Source organism: Listeria cornellensis FSL F6-0969 (genome assembly GCF_000525855.1).
GTDB classification, from domain to species: Bacteria; Bacillota; Bacilli; order Lactobacillales; family Listeriaceae; genus Listeria_A; species Listeria_A cornellensis.
This window is the reverse complement of record NZ_AODE01000013.1, coordinates 68,127-86,435: the sequence shown is the minus strand read 5'-3', so window position 1 is coordinate 86,435 and position 18,309 is coordinate 68,127. Positions and strand designations below refer to the sequence as shown.

Annotated in this window: 15 protein-coding genes, 1 other RNA gene and 3 pseudogenes; 2 read left to right on the top strand and 17 right to left on the bottom strand. The window is 42.1% G+C overall.

What is annotated here, in order from left to right; all coding sequences use genetic code 11:
• Window positions 1-8: 8 nt before the first annotated feature.
• The 5 genes from PCORN_RS05635 to PCORN_RS05620 form a co-directional block, all read right to left on the bottom strand.
• Window positions 9-1,148: a THUMP domain-containing class I SAM-dependent RNA methyltransferase gene (locus tag PCORN_RS05635; protein WP_036078535.1), complete on the bottom strand. Its 1,140-nt coding sequence runs from the start codon at window positions 1,146-1,148 to the stop codon at window positions 9-11.
• 174 nt (window positions 1,149-1,322) lie between these two features.
• Window positions 1,323-1,707, bottom strand: an RNA gene (gene rnpB, locus PCORN_RS17810) — RNase P RNA component class B.
• A 22-nt stretch (window positions 1,708-1,729) separates the two neighbouring features.
• The gene (gene gpsB / locus PCORN_RS05630; RefSeq protein WP_036078358.1) at window positions 1,730-2,062 is read right to left on the bottom strand and encodes a cell division regulator GpsB; all 333 of its coding nucleotides are present in this window, start codon (window positions 2,060-2,062) and stop codon (window positions 1,730-1,732) included.
• Between the two features lie 303 nt (window positions 2,063-2,365).
• Window positions 2,366-2,914: an SLOG family protein gene (locus PCORN_RS05625; RefSeq protein ID WP_036078355.1), complete on the bottom strand. Its 549-nt coding sequence runs from the start codon at window positions 2,912-2,914 to the stop codon at window positions 2,366-2,368.
• Window positions 2,911-3,252, bottom strand: coding sequence for a YppE family protein (locus PCORN_RS05620; RefSeq protein WP_420912019.1), 342 nt, complete (start codon window positions 3,250-3,252; stop codon window positions 2,911-2,913). The genes PCORN_RS05625 and PCORN_RS05620 overlap by 4 nt, the downstream gene beginning before the upstream one ends.
• A gap of 333 nt (window positions 3,253-3,585) precedes the next feature.
• Here PCORN_RS05620 and recU point away from each other — a divergent pair, with 333 nt between their 5' ends.
• The gene (gene recU / locus PCORN_RS05615; RefSeq protein WP_036078351.1) at window positions 3,586-4,188 is read left to right on the top strand and encodes a Holliday junction resolvase RecU; all 603 of its coding nucleotides are present in this window, start codon (window positions 3,586-3,588) and stop codon (window positions 4,186-4,188) included.
• Window positions 4,189-4,227: 39 nt separating this feature from the next.
• Window positions 4,228-6,733: pseudogene (locus tag PCORN_RS05610) on the top strand (PBP1A family penicillin-binding protein); the annotation flags it as partial.
• A gap of 173 nt (window positions 6,734-6,906) precedes the next feature.
• Here PCORN_RS05610 and PCORN_RS05605 read toward each other — a convergent pair.
• From PCORN_RS05605 to PCORN_RS05550, 12 genes and pseudogenes are all read right to left on the bottom strand, one after another.
• Entirely contained in the window at window positions 6,907-7,401 is a 495-nt protein-coding gene (locus PCORN_RS05605) for a YpoC family protein (protein ID WP_036078349.1), read from the bottom strand.
• The gene (nth, locus tag PCORN_RS05600; protein ID WP_036078347.1) at window positions 7,394-8,053 is read right to left on the bottom strand and encodes an endonuclease III; all 660 of its coding nucleotides are present in this window, start codon (window positions 8,051-8,053) and stop codon (window positions 7,394-7,396) included. Before nth ends, PCORN_RS05605 begins: the two co-directional genes overlap by 8 nt.
• 4 nt (window positions 8,054-8,057) lie before the next feature.
• Window positions 8,058-8,783 (bottom strand): DnaD domain-containing protein, encoded by a 726-nt coding sequence (locus PCORN_RS05595; RefSeq protein ID WP_036078534.1) that lies wholly within the window; start codon window positions 8,781-8,783, stop codon window positions 8,058-8,060.
• Between the two features lie 215 nt (window positions 8,784-8,998).
• Window positions 8,999-10,291 carry an asparagine--tRNA ligase gene (asnS, locus tag PCORN_RS05590; protein ID WP_036078345.1) on the bottom strand — a complete coding sequence of 431 codons (1,293 nt, stop codon included), beginning with the start codon at window positions 10,289-10,291 and terminating at the stop codon, window positions 8,999-9,001.
• Window positions 10,292-10,302: 11 nt separating this feature from the next.
• Window positions 10,303-11,487 (bottom strand): pyridoxal phosphate-dependent aminotransferase, encoded by a 1,185-nt coding sequence (locus PCORN_RS05585; RefSeq protein ID WP_036078343.1) that lies wholly within the window; start codon window positions 11,485-11,487, stop codon window positions 10,303-10,305.
• A gap of 29 nt (window positions 11,488-11,516) precedes the next feature.
• Window positions 11,517-12,035 carry a cell wall elongation regulator TseB-like domain-containing protein gene (locus PCORN_RS05580; RefSeq protein WP_241433083.1) on the bottom strand — a complete coding sequence of 173 codons (519 nt, stop codon included), beginning with the start codon at window positions 12,033-12,035 and terminating at the stop codon, window positions 11,517-11,519.
• Between the two features lie 86 nt (window positions 12,036-12,121).
• Window positions 12,122-14,900: pseudogene (gene dinG / locus PCORN_RS05575) on the bottom strand (ATP-dependent DNA helicase DinG).
• A 59-nt stretch (window positions 14,901-14,959) separates the two neighbouring features.
• Entirely contained in the window at window positions 14,960-15,343 is a 384-nt protein-coding gene (gene panD, locus PCORN_RS05570; protein ID WP_036078339.1) for an aspartate 1-decarboxylase, read from the bottom strand.
• A 1-nt stretch (window position 15,344) separates the two neighbouring features.
• Window positions 15,345-16,190: a pantoate--beta-alanine ligase gene (gene panC / locus PCORN_RS05565; protein ID WP_036078336.1), complete on the bottom strand. Its 846-nt coding sequence runs from the start codon at window positions 16,188-16,190 to the stop codon at window positions 15,345-15,347.
• Window position 16,191: 1 nt separating this feature from the next.
• Window positions 16,192-17,022 (bottom strand): annotated as a pseudogene (gene panB / locus PCORN_RS05560) (3-methyl-2-oxobutanoate hydroxymethyltransferase); the annotation flags it as partial.
• Window positions 17,023-17,255: 233 nt separating this feature from the next.
• Complete coding sequence (locus tag PCORN_RS05555) at window positions 17,256-17,675, bottom strand: thioredoxin family protein (RefSeq protein ID WP_036078331.1); 420 nt, start codon at window positions 17,673-17,675, stop codon at window positions 17,256-17,258.
• 20 nt (window positions 17,676-17,695) lie between these two features.
• The gene (locus tag PCORN_RS05550) at window positions 17,696-18,214 is read right to left on the bottom strand and encodes a GNAT family N-acetyltransferase (RefSeq protein WP_036078329.1); all 519 of its coding nucleotides are present in this window, start codon (window positions 18,212-18,214) and stop codon (window positions 17,696-17,698) included.
• Window positions 18,215-18,309: the final 95 nt, after the last annotated feature.

Here is an 18,309-nt window from a genome sequence, read left to right as displayed (position 1 = left end):
CGCTTTCCTTAATCTCTACGTGGCGGTCTTGGTCCCCAATATTGGTACAAATCCGTCCGCAAATAACCATTATATAGTTTGCGTTTCTTCGTCGCTCGTTTTGCGTATACTTCCTCAAACATTTCATAACTCGTTAACACATACACCGACCACGTTGGCATATTGCGATATACTGCCCGCATTTCACGATACAGTTCACGAACCGATTCCTCATCTTCCAAACGTTCCCCATAAGGCGGATTCGCAACAATAACACCATATTCTTTTTCCGTCGTAAAATCAGCCACTTGCATTTGTTTGAACTCGATCACATCTTCCAGTCCTGCCTCAAACGCATTCTGCTCCGAAACCTCAATCATCCGGTGATCAATATCCGTCCCAGTAATATCTAGCAGTTGATCATGATTCGCCGCAGCCTCAGCTTCCGCGCGAGCTTCTTTCCAAACATCCGCAGACATCCAATCCCACGATTCACACACAAAATCCCGACGCAAGCCAGGCGCGATATTCCGTCCAATCCAAGCCGCCTCAATCGGTATCGTCCCCGAACCACAAACCGGATCATAAAATGGACGATCAGGATGCCAACTCGTAAGTAACACAAGCGCCGCAGCCATTGTTTCCTTCAGTGGAGCCCCACCTTGACCAACACGATAACCACGTTTATGTAATCCAGCACCACTCGTATCAAGCGTAATCGTCACTTCATCCTTTAAAATCGAAACCTCCAGCTTAAAAAGAGCACCCGACTCCATCAAACGTCCCTGCCTGCGGTACTTTTCGCTCAAACGGCTCACAATCGCTTTTTTCGTAATCGCTTGACAATTCGGCACACTAAATAAGGTCGATTTCACCGATTTCCCAGCAACCGGAAAATTCGCATCTAATGGCAACAAATCTTCCCAAGGTAGCGCCTTCGTTTGTTCAAACAAATCGTCAAATGTCGTCGCCGTAAAACGCCCCACAACAATCTTCACGCGATCCGCCACACGAAGCCATAAATTCGCCTTCGCAATCGCCATTTCGTCCCCTTTAAAATACACTTTTCCATTATCAACCTCACACTCATAACCTAGCCGACGTACTTCTTTTGCCACAATCGCCTCAAGCCCAGCCGCAGCTGTTGCCACTAATTCAAATTCCCTCATAATCGCCATCCTCGCCTCATAATAATATCTAAAAAAAAGAGCTATTCCAAAAGACACACGCTCCTAGTCACACACATGGTGCACTAAGTTATGGCATCTCTTAGCATAAGAAATCCGCCATACGTCCGACTTTGAAACAGCCCTCACTTTTTTTAATTCATCCTGATAATAGCGTTTTGTAAGCCATGTTCTGTACTTCTGTGATTACAGGATCACACAAAAGCGGTAATTATCTATCTGCACATAGCGGTGAAGCTATGTACCTCGTCCCTCGTTGTTATTCCTCGGGAAAAGTGCCCCTACCAATATTTGGGTTTCTCGCTCGTGGGGTTTACCTCGTTCCACTTCCACCATTTCTGATGGAACTTCGTCACTGTGGCACTTTCAAGGTTCGAACACCATATCCGAAGACTTAGGTGCGTCACCTGCCGTCAAACCGGTAAACCGGAGTGCCCTGGCTTATTGTTTCACCAGGCACGATCACTACGGGCAATTTCAGCGCCGTGCGAGCATGGACTTTCCTCTGTTTTCATAGGGAAAACAGCAATTACCCAAACGCTACCTCAATCATTCTATCATGTTTATTGGTTGTCGTCTAGCTTATTTCCGAAAACATGTTTTTCGAGATTGCTTAGTCGTTTTAGAATATCGAAATTCGTCGTTCCAGCAGGCTGTGTTGTTTGTTGAAAACTCGGTGCTACAACTGCTTTCGGAGCATCTTCTAATTCGGCACGAAGACGCAAATTCTCTTGTTGCAAAGCTTCAATTTCTTGTGAAAAAGTACTGTAATCATTAATGACTTTATCTAGAAATTCATCTACATCTTCCGGATTATAACCACGAAGACCTGTTTTAAATTCTTTTTCTAAAATCTCTTTACCAGTCAAATTATATTCGAATTGTTCAGAAGCCATTTAACTTCACCTCTATATCTAGTTTCTGTATGCTAACGTCACACCAGCGTGTCGCCAAATACTCATCTTCGTCATTAAAAGTTCCGTTCCAAATACTCACATATACTAGTATGCTCCGCGTTGGTACTCGCTTTTGCCTAGAATCTAAGCATTTGCCGACACGCTGAGGGTTTGGAGCTACGAATCAAATACCACGAAAAAAAAGCATTCATCACCTAGCGTTACTTTACGTTACATACTTCCATTTTTTCAAAGTTCGGCTCATTTGTCAATTTATAATCCTTCGTTTGCCAAAAAAGAACATTAAAAATCGGCATTTAATGAATCTACCACTTCTTGTAACTCATAAAAATCAATCATAAAAATCGGGTAATCCCCATTCTCCGCATACATCTTTGCTTTTTCATAGAAGAATTTAGGCGCACCCTCTCGCTCGGTATCATAGACAAGCAGTGTCCCATCCGTGTGATCCAGAACGAACTGATCCTTCAATTGAAACTGCCGCGGATTCTCATACTCCCTTTTCGTCACAGCCGCCACGTAGTCCGCTGCGCCAACAATTTCATTATACCACAACTGATTACCCTCATTCCAATTACTTTCCTGATTCAAAAATGGCGTCAAAACTGCTAATTTCAACGCATGTTCCTCTTTTTTGAGCTCGGCTACCACTTCACCAGCCCACAACTCCACACCCATTTGCCCCGAAATAATCACCCATTCCAAGCCATCATCCACCAACCCAATCAGCCGTCGCTTGATTGCTTCCTTGATAAATCCAGCTTCCGGCGCATCCCGTTTAAAAATACCCAATTCGAAATTCTTATAGCCCGAAACAAAAATCGATTTCATGGCGCCTTCTCCAGTACTCGTTTCAACGTATATTCCACCGATTGATAATGGTCATTGAAATGCTTGTAAAATGATTTCCCATTAAACGCACTAACAGCAATCATCTGAATATTATCCGCCACTTGCTGCAATTGCGCCTCTCCAAGGTATGTCGGGCGCGCCGTATTCACCCATGGAATCACAAGCGCCAACCACGCATCACACGTTTCCTTGACCCCATCTACAAACGGCTTCATATCCTTATAAAAATCAAAAGTCTGCTGTTCGGCTCGATTAGCTAAGTAAAGCTCCCAAATAGCCTCATTATGATGTAACATTTCTATCGTCTTATCCTTCATTTCGCTCATAAAAAACCAATTCCTTCTATATAAAAGTATGAGAATAGCATAACATATTTGATGGCAATCGCCTACTTTTCTAGTGAGGAACGTATTAAAAATCACAGTGAAATCCCTGAAACGAAAAAAAATATTGATTTTTTTTCTGCGGCACACAACCCGATGCGAAGGTACGTTCTGTCTTGCTTTTCGCCGATTTTCCAAATACTTATAATATGCACATAGGCAGATTTCCCCTATCATTTTCATTTATATTTGTTATAATAGGTGTTAGTCCAAAATTAAGAATGGCTAGTTCTGCCGTTCTATCGATTTAAAAGAGGTGAATGACAGATGGCCATACGATATCCTAATGGAAAAAAGTATCAGCCGAACACACCTGCCTCCTCCACTGCACAAAAAAAGACAGTCTCTTACGGAAAACGTGGTATGTCACTCGAGCAAGATTTAAATGACACAAACGCCTACTATTTAACCCATGGGATTGCCATCATCCACAAGAAACCTACCCCTGTGCAAATCGTCGGTGTTGATTACCCAAAAAGAAGTAGCGCAAAAATAAAGGAAGCCTACTTCAAAACACCATCAACCACGGACTATAACGGTGTTTATCAAGGAAAGTATATTGACTTCGAAGCAAAGGAGACCAAAAATACAAGCTCATTTCCTCTTAGTAACTTTCATCAACATCAGTTAACACACATGGAAGGCGTCCAGAAGCAAGACGGTATCGTTTTTGTTATCATCGCTTTTCAAACACTTGGCGAGGTCTACCTTATCCTCTTCGAAAATTTCCAGCCATTTTGGCAACGAATGATTGATGGTGGAAGAAAATCAGTGACCCTTCAAGAATTAAAGCACGTAGCAGACCAGATTCCTTATGGTCTAAATCCGAGGCTAGACTATCTAAATATCATTAGAAAGCATTATTTCTAAATCAGTCAAACCCTCAACATTAAAGGAGAGAAATTTTCTATGGCAGATAAACCGCAGACAAGATCTCAGTACCGCAATAGCCAAGCAAAGCAACCTGAGACAAAGAAACCAACTGGAAAGAGTAAACGTATCACTGGAAATGTTGTTAAAGTGGTATTCTTCACCGCACTCTTTCTCGCATTTGCAGGCGTTGCTAGTGGCGCAACCGCATTTTATTCGTATGCAAAAGAAGCGCCAAAACTGACAGATTCCAAATTGCGTGACCCTCTTTCATCTAAGATTTTAGATAAAAACGGAGATGTCTATGCAGAAATCGGTAAAGAACGCCGGGAATATATTGAGTATAAAGATATCCCAAAACAGCTTGAAAACGCAGTTCTATCAACGGAAGATTCCCGCTTTTACGAGCATAATGGAATGGACCCGATACGACTTGCGAGCGCGGCAGTCGGCAATATAACAGGTGGTTTTGGTTCCCAAGGCGCTAGTACGTTGTCGCAGCAAATTATTAAGATGTCCTACCTAGATTATACAAACAAAACACTAGATCGTAAGGCACAAGAAGCGTGGATGGCAGTGCAACTCGAACAAAAATACAGCAAACACGAACTGCTAGAAATCTACATCAATAAAGTATATCTATCCGACGGTATCCATGGTATGGAAACAGCCGCCGAGCATTATTATGGCAAAAAACTAAAAGATTTGAATTTGGCACAAACGGCTCTAATCGCTGGTATGCCTCAAAGTCCTAATCGTTTTAATCCATTCGAAAATCCTGATTTGGCGAAGAAACGTCGTGATATCGTTTTAACCTTAATGTATAATAACGACAAAATTTCAAAATCAGAAATGGAAGCTGCCCAATCGGTAGCAATCGCAGACGGTTTAGTAGATGAAACAACGCGTAAACAAAAGACATATGCCTACGATACGTATGTCGATCAAGTTATCGATGAGATTGGTGACAAATACAATCCATTTACAGACGGTTTAACGATCTATACTGCGCTAGATCCAGATGCGCAGAAGTATACAGAAAAAATGTTAAATACAAATGAAGTTATTAACTACCCAGATGCGAAATTCCAAGCTGGAGTTGTTGTTATGGATACGGAAACTGGTCGTGTACAAGCCCTTGGTGGCGGACGCGATACTGCTGGCACAAAGAAAATATCACGTGGGCTTAACCGAGCAACTGATATTAAGCGCCAGCCTGGTTCCACCATGAAACCTATTTTAGGTTATGCGCCAGCTATTGAGTACCTAGATTGGTCTACGGCTCATATTTTCAATGATGCCCCTTATCAGTATTCAAGTGGTCAAGAATTACGAAATTATGATTCTGGTTACCTCGGTGAAATTTCAATGCGTCATGCGCTCTACTCCTCTCGTAACATCCCTGCCGTGAAAGCTTCCAAAGAAGTAGGCTATGATCGTGCGCGGGATTTTGCAAACAATCTTGGTTTGAACTATAAAGAAGTATACGAATCAACGGTAATTGGTAGTGGTGAATCCTCGCCAATCGAGATGGCTGGAGCATACGCAGCGTTCGGTAATGGTGGTGTCTACAACAAGCCACACACGGTTACAAAGATTCTCCTTTCAGATGGCGAAACAGAAGTAAACATGGAACCTGAATCTGTTGTAGCGATGAAAGCTTCGACAGCCTATATGATTAGCGATATGCTAAAAGACGTTCTAACAAAAGGTACTGGTACTCGAGCAAACATCCCAGGTTGGAATATTGCCGCTAAAACGGGGACAACCAACTATGATGAGAGTGTTCGTATCAAAAATGGCATTCCAAGTGACGGCACGCCCGATTCATGGTTTGTCGGCTACTCCCCTCGTTACACTGTATCGATTTGGACTGGCTATGACGAACCAAACAAGTACTACCTATCACCTAGTGAAACACGCATTGCAGCCTATATGTTCAAAGCAACAATGGAACATCTCGTTTCCGGCGAAAAAAAACCCAGACTTCAAAAAACCTAGCAATGTAAATGAGATTCCAATTCTCGTTGGAAGTAACCCAATTACTCGTGCAGGATCTGGCGCAAGTGGCGGAAATGTCTCGTACGAATTATTCTTAGATGGCACGATTCCAACAAAATCAGCTGCTGAGAAGCAAACAGAGACGAAAACGGACGAAAAAACAGACGCTGAAAAAGAAGCTGAGAGAAAAGCAGCTGAAGAAAAAGCGAAAAAAGATAAAGAACAATCCGAGTCTGATAAGCTAAAACAACAGCAAGAAGAAGCAGATAAAAAAGCCACAGAAGAAGCTGAGAAAACGGCATTACAAGCACCAGCTGGTTTAAACGGTTCTTATAATACCGCCAGCAAAACGATCGCAGCAAGTTGGGCATCCAATGGGCCTGGCGTCACCTATGATGTTAGTGTCAATGGACAAACCCAAAACTACAGCACTACATCCATTAACGTAAGTGGCGGTTCCCCTGGTTCCAGTGTTGTCATTATGGTCGTCCCAGTAAAAGATGGTAAACGCGGTTCCCCTGCGACAACAACCATTACCATTCCGCCCAATCAAACACAGCAAGAAACACCAACAACGGACGGCACCGGTACGGATGGCACACAAAACAATACGACACCACCGGCCAACTAGAATAGCACACGAACCACTCTGCATACCGCAGAGTGGTTTTTTATATGCAACAAAAAACGCATCCCAATTTGAAATGCGTTTTCTTGCTAGGATAATCCTTTCAACACTAGCTTCCTTTGTTCTTGTACTAGTTCATTCAACTGCTTAAAAGCTGGATAACCATCTGACTTTCCCATAATAAAAGCTAGCCGTTCCTGCAAGTTCATCGGAACAAGTTCTAGCGTCTCGATATGCTTATACAACTCATTCAGCTGTACAGGCCTCTTATTACTCCAAAAAAGCATCGAAAGGTAAATACCTAAGCCATCGCGAATAATCGACATATCAGGCTCCTCACGCAATTTAAAGGATGCATCTAGCTCTTGCGCAACATTCTGCCACTGTTTTGCCATTCGTCGGCACGCTTGCTCTGGATCTGTGTGCCAAGGCATCTCTCCACGCCCACGTGTATAAAAAAGTTGCTCCTGCCAAAATGGTAATCCCGTCACAAAAATCGATGCTTCATCAATCTCTTCTACAGCAACATGTGGCGTCCTAAATAAAGGATGTTCCAATTCTTTCGCATATTGAAAATCAGCCATCAAAACCTCTCGCTTTCGCTTGTTTTTTACCTTCTCGGCAAAGGTATAGTAGCGGACATCTCGCACATTCTGGTGTTCTTGCCTTACAATGATAGCGTCCAAAGAAAATCATATCATGATGCGCATCTGACCACATCTCTTTTGGTAGTTTTCGCATTAATGTATTTTCAACTTCGGTCACAGAATCTTTCCACCGACAAATGCCCAACCGTTTAGAAACGCGCTCCACATGTGTATCGACAGCAATCGCTGGGACTCCGAAACCAACAGAAAGCACGACATTTGCGGTCTTTCTTCCGACTCCAGGCAGGCTCTCTAGCTCTGCATGTGTTGCTGGCACCTGTCCATCAAACTCGTCTAGAATTTTGCGGGACAAGGCTTGGATATTTTTCGCTTTGTTCCGGTATAACCCAATCGATCGGATATCATTTTCCAGTTCTTCCACTGGCACCCGGATATAATCTTCTGGTCCATGATATTTCTCAAAAAGTGATGCTGTGACGCGGTTCACTAAAATATCGGTACACTGCGCAGAAAGCACAACAGCGACCAGCAATTCAAATATATTCTTATGTTCGAGTTCACAGTGGGCGGCAGGAAACATCTTTGCCATTGTCTCGATGCACATCACGGTTTCTTTATTCGTTAACATGTGCTCACCCTTTTCTCTTATCTAGCCAATCGTAGAGCGGAATCGAATTCTCACTTTTCTTTACCCTCGTCACATTGCTTTTCTCAGATTCACTACCTGCAACTTGTCCATGAAAAGCTGCGGAAGCCATACGTGCCTGCTCCGGTGTTTTAATATTTTTACGGTTCCAGCTAAGCAAAATTCGATCCATATAGCGAAAGCTTAATTTTTGCGAGAGTACAGCTTCTTTCAAAGCCTCCCGAATCAGCTCCGGACTATTATGATCCTGATCCACCCAAGCAGACAACATTTCCGCCTCCATCGGGGACAATGGGCGCCCAAACTCCTGCTCAAACTGCGAATATAAACTCATCTGCTCTGTCTCACGCGACATGATTTTTTGCTCTTGGTGTAAGTTTTCGAAAAAAATCATCAGTTTTTCCCAAAGCGGATCGAGCGCATAACTCTCCGTGTATACTTGCTCGCCTTCATTCACTTGCTTTATCATGACTAGCTGTTTGTTAACAAGCGCTTGAATGATTCGAAAAGCCTGCTCCGTGCTAAATGTTGTACGCCCGGCGATTTCTTCCATCGATGGAAAATAGATTCCTTTTTCAAGAAATGACTGTAGTTGCAAAACAACGACAAATTCTTGCTCATTCATTCCAATCTTGGCGTAGTTCTCTACTAATACTTGCGGCAAAGTAACATTCCCCGCGTCTAACCATTTTTGCATTATTTTATTATCCATCATGAAACACCTCATTAGAAATTATACCATGAAAAACGAGGGAAACGTGATGAAAAAACTTTTTTTGGGAGAGATTTTATGTTTTTGACCTGTGGTGATGTGTTTTTCGCTGTAGAAAAACAGCCAGTGCCCGCAAAAATGAATTTTGTGGGCACTGGCTGTTTTTTGAAAACGTGGTGAGGCGTCATGTTTAGTGCCTCGATATTCCTCTTTCATTATGGATACAATCGATTCAACAGCCTAGGGAATGGAATCGTTTCGCGTACGTGTTCCGTTCCTGAAATCCATGCTACCGTGCGCTCTAAACCAAGTCCAAAACCAGAATGTGGCACAGAGCCATAGCGTGCTAAATCTAAATACCAGCTGTAGGCTTCTAAATCTAAATCGAATTCTTTCATACGCGCTTCTAATATCGCTAATTCATGAATACGTTCAGATCCACCGATAATTTCACCATATCCTTCCGGCGCAATCAAGTCCGCACACAGCACAACTTCACTGTTGTTCGGATCTTCTGGCATATAAAATGGTTTAATTGCTTTTGGATAATGCGTGATGAAAACAGGTTTCTCAAAATTATCCGCAATTGCTGTTTCATGTGGCGCACCGAAATCATCGCCCCATTCGATATCTTCAAAACCTAATTTCTTAAGCAGTGTAATAGCTTCTGTATACGTGATTCGTGGAAACGGTGCAACCATTTTCTCTAAATGAGATATATCACGGCCCAAGCGGTCTAACTCTAAACGACAGTTCTTAAGTACCGTAGTAACAAGGAATGCTACATAATTTTCCTGTACTTTTAAACTGTCTTCCAATTTGTAAAATGCCATTTCCGGCTCAATCATCCAAAACTCAATTAAGTGACGGCGCGTCTTCGATTTCTCCGCACGGAAAGTTGGTCCGAATGAGAAAACTTTTCCAAATGCCATCGCAGCAGCTTCCATATACAGCTGACCACTTTGTGATAAAAAGGCATCTTCTTCAAAATATTTCGTATGGAACAGCTCTGTTGTGCCTTCTGGTGCACTACCAGTCAAAATCGGCGGATCAATTTTTAAGAATCCTTCTTCGTTAAAGAATTCATATGTCGCACGAATAATTTCATTACGAATCTTCATAATCGCATGTTGACGATTAGAACGCAACCATAAATGACGGTGATCCATCAAAAATTCTGTACCATGTTCTTTTGGCGTAATCGGGTAATCTACAGACTCACTAACAACTTCGATTCCAGTCACAGCCATTTCATAGCCAAATGGAGAACGCGTATCTTCGTGAATCGTCCCAGTGACATAAAGGCTCGTTTCTTGAGACATGCCTTTTGCCGTTTGGAAAAGTTCTTCGCCTACTTCTTCTTTCACAACCACGCCTTGCATAAAGCCTGTTCCATCGCGCAATTGCAAGAAAGCAATCTTACCACTCGAGCGCTTATTGCTGAGCCAACCGCCAATTTTAACTTCTTTGTCTACATATTTTGCTGCTTGATTAATCGTAATTTGCATGTTTACACTCCCTAATTTTTCATAAAATCTTTCATTCGGTCAAGCGCTTGTTCAAATAATGCTGGATCTGTCGCATAAGATATCCGAATATAATCCGGCATACCAAAGCCTGATCCTGGAACAACCGCGACAAACGCATCATCTAACAAACTCTTTGCAAAAGCATCCACATCTGCAAAGCCCTTCATACGTGCGGCTTCTGCTACTTCAATAAAAAAGTAGAAGGCCCCGCTTGGTTTCTTCGGTCTAAATCCAGGAATAGATCCTAACACTGGATAAAAGCGCTCCATCCGTTCTTCAAAAGCTTTGTACATACTCTCAGGCACAGCTTGATCCCCATTATAAGCTTCCACAGCACCATACTGAGCATTTACTGTCGGATTACTTGTCATATGATCAGCAAGTCTTCCCATGCTCGAAATAATTGGTTCTGCCGCGGCTGCGTAACCAATACGCCAACCAGTCATCGCGTACGCCTTGGAAACGCCGTTAATTACGATCGTCCATTGATACAGCGCATCACTTAAAGACGCAATTGAAACAAGATCCTTTTTATCTCCATAATATAACTTCTCATAAATTTCATCAGAAACGATATAAATGCCATGTTTCTCTGCCACTGCCCCAATCGCAACCAGTTCCGCTTTAGAGTAGGTCATCCCCGTCGGATTGTTTGGCGAATTAAGTACGATAGCTCGCGTTTGCGGCGTTACAGCCTTTTCAAAATCAGCAGCTGTCATTTTAAAATCCGCATCAAAACCAGTCTCTACAAAAATTGGCACACCGCCAGCAAGTTTAATTTGCTCCGGATAAGTCACCCAGTAAGGTACAGGTACAATGACTTCATCGCCAGGATTCAGAATGGCTTGAAAAGCACAGTAAAGCACATGTTTCGCTCCAGTTCCTACAAAAATCTGATTCGGCTTATAAGCTAAATTCTGATCTTGTTGCAACTTGTCGATAATTGCTTGCTTTAATTCTGGTATCCCCGTTGTTGCTGTATACTTGGTATATCCTTTGTTCATCGAATCCACAGCAGCATCAATGATATTTTGCGGCGTATTGAAATCCGGTTCCCCAGCTCCAAGCCCAATAACATCAATTCCAGCCTGCTTCATTTCTCTTGCTTTTGCCGTAATCGCAAGTGTTGGCGATGCAGCAATTTCTTGGACACGTTTCGATAGCGGTAGGTCCATGCACATTCCCTCCTAAATTTTAAAAAGTTTTATAAATTCTCAATTGCTCGGTACCATTCGCCTGTTTCAAAATCCAAATCATAATAATTCAAGTTATTATCCTTGTCTAAATAGGAAACTTCCCAAATTGGTACACCTTTATCCATACCAAGCGTCACATTCAGAATCTTGACTGGATTTTTTTCCTGCTTCACTTTAGCAATGGCCTCATCCTTCGAAATACCATCTTTGGCGTACTTGACAACTACTGTCCCCTTCTTGCTTTTAGGAACCCAAACAATGATGTCTTTATTCTTACTGTTCTTTCCAGTCAGCACGTAGTACACACCATTCGCACCATTGTATAAATAAAAATCTTCTTGTTCTTTCAAATCTACCTTGCCAGCAATACGTTCTGTTGCCTTCTCTTCATCTGCGCGAACTGGTTTCTGGGCGCTATAGAAAAAGGTGAAGAACCCTGCTACCACAATAACAAGCGCGGCAATACTGATCCAAATCCACTTCCAGTAACTTTTTCGATTACTTTTTCGCAACATATCTACTCTCATTTCTATTAGCTTTACGCTGTTGTCGCCAATTTCGGGCATAGGTTTATTATAGCAATACCATCAGGATATTTGAAGTGAAAAAACAGTTATTCAAAAAATTTCTTTACTTCCTCCAATAACTTCTGTTCCGTTCCCTTAACAATAGGCACTTCGGGAATCGAATTCAAGAATGCTTTTCCAAAATTAGTCGTATCCGTGCGATTATCAAATACAAACACAATCCCGCGATCCGTTTCCCGCCTAATCAGCCTTCCAAAGCCTTGTTTAAAGCGAAGCACAGCCTCTGGTAATGAATAGGTTTGGAATGCATTTAGTCCCATTTTTTTACGCAAAGCAATCTGGGCTTTCGTATAAGGATCCTCAAGTGGAGCAAATGGCAGACGTACAATAACTAAACACGATAAATCATCGCCTGGAATATCCACCCCTTCCCAAAAACTCATCGTTCCTAGTAAAATAGCTTTATCAAACGCGAGGAATTGTTTCGTTAACCGTGCCGGACTACCCGATGATACACCTTGCGCTAAAATACGATATTCCGCAATCGAAGCATCCTGATTCATTTTTCGGTATGTTTTTTGCAACATGTCATGCGCAGTAAACAGCACGAGCATACGGCCCGATGTTTCTTTGGCAATGGCACTGAGGTAAGCTGCTAACTTGCCCGTATACTCCTCGATAGGCGTCCCTTTCACCGGTAGCATATCAGATGGAATCAGTATCCGTGCATTCTCTCCATAATCAAATGGCGACTTAATCTGTCTGGTCTCAATAGTTGCGTCCAAACCTAATTCAGCCCTAATATAAGCAAAAGAATCATCTACCGTAAGCGTTGCCGATGTCAGAACGACTGATTTTTTGGTATCAAAGAAATCCTTCTGCAACGTATGATTTACCTGCACAATATCTGCCCTAAGCCTCACACTACTAAGCGCCTTATTCTTGTCTGCCTCAATATAAAGCATCATTGCCTCTTCCTTCTCGTAAAGCATCCGAGACAGTTGATTCTCCGCGCGTTTCCAATCTATCAAAAACGAATAAACTTCCTCTAAAAATACTGATTCGCCCTCACTAAATTTATCTGCCTCTTTCTTGCCATATTCCAAAACATGATTGAGCGTAGTACTCACTTCACGCATCAGCAATAGCACCTTCTCACCTGCGAAAAATAAGGCTGCGTCTAACTTTTCATCGATGACATTTTCAACCAGTATTAACTCTGTGGCATTCTTATTCGCCTTTAGTAACTTCTGCGCCAACAGTAAAAATAGGTTCTCCAACGCCTCTTCCAGCTTTATGATAGCAATCTCAATATCAAAAAGCTGATGATGTTCAGGAAACATGAGTTCTAAACGCTGTAGCATCGCTTCTTTTCCAAGCGTCCCCAATCGATTTATGAAAAATTTCATTCGACGATAAGAAAAAATAAAACTCTGTTGCGCGCGTGCCGCATCCGTGAAATGATGTGCCTCATCGATAACAGCATACTCATAATCTGGCAACCATTTCCCACCACCAAAATGATCCTGTAATAGTAAAGCATGGTTCACAATAATTAAGTCTGCCGCCTTAGCTTGCCTCTGATTAAATAAATAAAAATCGTGGACTAACCATGGATCTTTTTGAGGAGACAAGAACCATCCGGTATGCTTCATTCGATTCCAGAAAAGCTGACCACCACCAGATAAATTAACCTCATCAATATCGCCAGTCGTCGTCTCCGTCAGCCATACAAGAATCTGCATTTTTGTCAAAACAACATCGTAGGTTTTATCTACTTCCGACAGCAACTGTTCAAATTTAAACAAATTGATATAATGCTCTCTCCCCTTTAGCACGACTGCCTGTATCTCAAAATCGGTAAGCGCAGAAAGCAATGGAATATCTTTATGAAATATTTGAGATTGCAAAAGGTTCGTATATGTACTAATCACAATAGGTATTTGGTGTTTCTTCGCAAAATAAATCGCTGGCAAAGAATAGCCCAATGTTTTTCCAATACCGGTGCCTGCCTCAATAAGTGCGTTTTCTTCCTTTTCCCATGATGTCATCACTGTATCCATCATGACAAATTGACCAGCTCGGGGTATTAAAGTTTCATCTGTTGCTTTAAAAAGCGTGGTTTTCTCCTCATCCGTCTTTGGATACTGCCTATTATCCGCACGACTATATTGCACTTCTTGTATGTTTTTTTTTGCGAATCACGAGCCCCCTATATTCCGTCCATTTCGTATCAAGCATTGCCAATTCTCGTTCTTTGCGCATCTCTATCTCAAAAAGTAACTCCGCAAGGTACCCAGTCAGATGTTGGGATAGCGTAGTCAGTTTACGAATAGTCGCAAGCGGTAATGTCTCCAATTTCTCCAGAAAAAGTAACATCAATTCAGCCGTCACGCGTGCATCGCTATCTGCCCGGTGAGGAGCATCATGGCCCAGTCCAAACTCATCTGCTAAGTCCTGCAATTTAAAACTATCCACGGTCGGATACATAATTCGCGCTAGCTCAACGGTATCAAGAAGTTTCATCTTGAGTGGTGCTTCTCCAGCTTCACGCATCTCTTTTTGTAAAAACGTCCAATCAAAACTCACATTATGCGCCACAAAAATCCCACCATCAATCAGCGAATGAATAATCGATGATACATCTTCAAATAATGGTGCATCCTTCACATCTTTATCTGATATTCCTGTCAGCTCTTTAATAAAAGGAGGAATCCGCTTCTCTGGATTTAGGAATGTAGAGAACTGATCTATAATCTTGCCTCCCTCCACAATACACGCCGAAAATTGAATAATTTTATCCGCTTTATTCGCTTGGTTTCCCGTAGTCTCCAAATCGACGACGATATATCTTTTATTTTTCACGATTATCCCCCCTTTACTCAAATCGGGAAGCTAGATTCAAAACCTAGCTTCCTCCCATATCACAGTGTCGTTTGCGCTTTTTCTTCTGGCAAAGTCTGTACAACGCGATTAACCTCATTCAGAACCACAATTTTAGGCTGATGGTTCGCTATCTCTTCTTCCGAAAAAATACCGTAAGCCATAATAATAATTGTATCACCAACCTGCGTCATTCTTGCTGCTGCACCATTCAAACAAATAATACCACTATTTCGCTCTCCAGGGATAATATAAGTCTCCAAACGCGCGCCGTTATTATTATTTACAATCTGCACCTTCTCATTTGGCAACATATCTACCGCTTCTAATATCGCCTCGTCAATCGTGATGCTGCCAACATAATTGAGGTTTGCTTCCGTTACTGTAGCTCGGTGAATCTTACCATGCATCATGGAACGCATCATTTCATGCACCTCCTATGATTTCATTATCAATTAATCTAGCTTTCGAATACTGCACACAAATCGCAATAATAATAGGCTTTTCCCAATCTTCAACTGGTTCAAACGAAGGATACTGATACATATCCAGATAAACAATCTTTTCATGCGTTTTTTTCTGATCCATAGCTACTCGAATATTCGCCAATACTCGCGCTGTATCTCGTTCCTTCACTTCTTCTCGAGCTTTACGCAATGCAGCATGAATAACCGGTGCTTCCTCGCGCTCTTGTTCTGTCAAGTACACATTACGCGAACTTTTAGCAAGCCCATCCTGCTCTCTAACAGTTGGAATCACCCGAATCGTTAATGGCAAAAAATAATCTGCAACAAATCCTTGTACTACAGCAACTTGCTGCGCGTCCTTTTGTCCAAAATAAGCGCTATCAGGTTGAACGAGATGAAATAATTTCGCTAACACAATCAAAACCCCATCAAAATGCCCTTCTCGAGTTGCTCCATCCAACACGGAAACCCGTTTCTGTGCGTGAATCGTTGCCGTCAAATTTTCCGGATACATCGTTTCAACAGAGGGCAAAAACAAAATATCTACACCATTCTGCTCTGCAAGTGCCGTATCACGAGCCTCATCGCGAGGATAACTTTCAAAATCTTCATTTGGCCCAAACTGTGTCGGGTTCACAAAAATGCTCATGACAACAATATCATTCTCCTCATTAGCTACGTTCACAAGCGCCATATGACCTTCATGCAAATATCCCATCGTCGGAACAAAACCGATTATTTGTCGTTCTTTCTTATAGGATTCTATAACTACTCGTAATGTCTCTATGTCACGTATAGTTTTCATATCATTCGCCCCCATAAAGACCTTTTAGCGTTTCTTCACTCATCGTAAATGTATGCTCTAAAGCTGGAAAGCTACCCAGTTTCACATCGCTAACATAGGATGACAAAGCTATATCAATCATTGCATCCACATCCGCGTATGTCTTGACAAACTTAGCCACCCGATCTGTCCCATATTGAATCACATCATGATATACAAGTACTTGACCATCTGTATCCACTCCAGCACCAATACCAATCGTTGGAATTGAAACAGATAATGTTACTTCTTTTGCAAGTTGTCTTGGAATTGCCTCTAAAACGAGCGCAATAGCACCTGCTGCCTCTGCCTCTTTCGCTTGCCTCAACAATTCGCGTGCTGCTTCTTTGGATTTCGCTTGTACCTTGTAGCTCCCTGTTAAACCTACTGTTTGCGGAGTCAGACCGAGATGCGCCACAACGGCAACACCACCTGAACTCAGATGCGCGATTTTAGTGAACACATCGCCCGCACCTTCAAGTTTCAGCGCATTTGCCCCGGTTTCTTGAATGATTTGCCGTGCATTCTGAATCGTTTCTGTAACGGAACCGTGATAGCTCAAAAACGGCATGTCTGTGATGATAAATGTATCTGGAGCACCACGCCGCACCGCTTTCGTATGATGAATCATATCAGCAATCGTTACTGGGATCGTGGAATCATATCCTAAAACAACCATTCCCAATGAATCTCCTACAAGAATCATGTCGACTCCCGCCTTCTCTGCATTCTTTGCTGACGGATAATCATAAGCGGTTAACATCGTCATTTTCTCCTGTGCTTCTTTCATTTGTAAAAAATCAACAGGTTTTTTTCATTTCAATCGGCTCCTCTTGTCTCTGTCCTGATCGGATCAAAGCAAAATATTTTTAAACAAAGAAAACATGTGCCGTTCTTCCTTTCAAGATACAGCCAATAGTTGCTTTCCTCCTTGCTATAGTAACATATTTCAAGCTGTTTCGAAAGTTCTTACACTGACTATAATTTACAGCATTAGAAAGAAGAACGTATGCCCACTGAAATACTTCACGACATACGCCTTCCCTTCTATTTACTATATTTTTCAAACCAGGCTTTCAGCGCAGCTTTATCATCATTTCCGTCATATCTCGCCACTTCTTTGCCATCCTGCAAATAGAAAATAACTGGGACTGTCTTTACTTTCATATCCTGTAAAAATGTTTTTGTTTTATCTTCCGCTTTCTCCTGTGCCGCGTCTGTATCAAAATAAGCCAAACGCATCTCTTTATCCTTCAAAGCAGCATCCAAAGTTGGTTGAAAAGCTTGGCAATCTGGACAGGTTGGTCTGCCAATATACACAAAACCACTTTCTTTATTGTCCAATTTTGTTTGGAATTCTGCTAATGTTATCTTATCCAGTTGCTTACTATCTTCCGTCGTCTCACTACCACATGCAGCGAACAATAAAAGTACACCCAACATCCCTAAAAATAATAGTTTCTTCATCAATTCAAATCTCCTCTTTTTTATATCGGTAAAATCAGATGAATATCCAGCGGCTCCAGCTCAAATAAATAGATATCAGGCGGATTGGCTAATTCTGCGCCTAACCTTAAGTAGAAGTCTACGGTATTACGAACGGGTGTCGCAGAAATGTATAGTTCCTTTGCACCAAGCTCCGTTGCCTCTTGCGCAATAATATCGATAAGTCGCCGACCGAGCCCTTTCCCACGATAATCATGGCTGACGTATAACATGTCCAGTTTCATCGTCTTACCGTCAATAAGGTAGCTCTCCAGTGAGACTAACCCCACTAGCACATCTTGCTCATACGCACCAATAATAATGCCATCTCGGTCAAACAGCGACTCTAACCGTTGCACATAGATCGTCAATTCACTCTCGAGCCAACCTTCAATATCATAGTATTCCTTCACTAATCGTAACGTTTGATTCCGAACATAATACACTTCCCCAACGAATTCCTTACGATCAATATCCTTCAACTGAGATAATTCATCCCGAACCAACCATTTAAACTCCATCTGTCAACTCTCCTTTTTCGCAATTTTTTCTTAGTATACCTGATTATCTTCTAGAAGAAAAAAAAGCTAAAAAGAGATTTCAAATCGAATCTTGC